Annotated in this window: 1 pseudogene; it reads right to left on the minus strand. The window is 53.5% G+C overall.

From position 1 onward, the window contains the following. Positions 1 to 385: 385 nt before the first annotated feature. Positions 386 to 563: pseudogene (locus tag GV827_RS23815) on the minus strand (IS6 family transposase); the annotation flags it as partial.

Below are 563 nucleotides of genomic sequence, written 5' to 3' on the forward strand. Positions count from 1 at the left end.
ACAACATCACAGCCAGGCGGATTATCTCACGGCTCGTTTTGAAATAGCGAAATGGGTCAGGTTTGCTCATATCCAGAAGCTACGAAACCACCCTGCCCGTCTCAAGCCAGTTTTGTCTGACAGAACCATATTTCCCTGTAAATTCCCTGTTTCCAGGGAAAACACGCAAAAACCGAACCCCGCCCATCACCTCTCAGAGACGACCGGTAGAAATGGCTTAAATGGTGTACACCGCACGTGTCTCTGACCTGAGATCACTCTGCTAACCCGCGGAAACACGGCAGGAATTACGACAAAAAGGGAGAAGAACCACAGAGACAGGGGTCGGTGGCGGTGGTGTCAGACCAATTCGAACCAGTCTCTGCAAGGACAGCGAGCCTGTCCTTTATGCCGCGCCGAGCTGACGCCACTCGGAGAGAGCGGCGGCTCGGTTCAACTTGAAATTAGCTCGGGAGTAGAGGCTCCGTTCCTGGTTGAAATGGTTTGAGACGGAGGCGTGAACGGCGGCGAATTTCTGTAAACATCTCATGCTGCGGAACCGTTGCATGGCGCGTTCTCGTCGT

The organism is Sulfitobacter sediminilitoris (genome assembly GCF_010667575.1).
GTDB classification, from domain to species: Bacteria; Pseudomonadota; Alphaproteobacteria; order Rhodobacterales; family Rhodobacteraceae; genus Sulfitobacter; species Sulfitobacter sediminilitoris.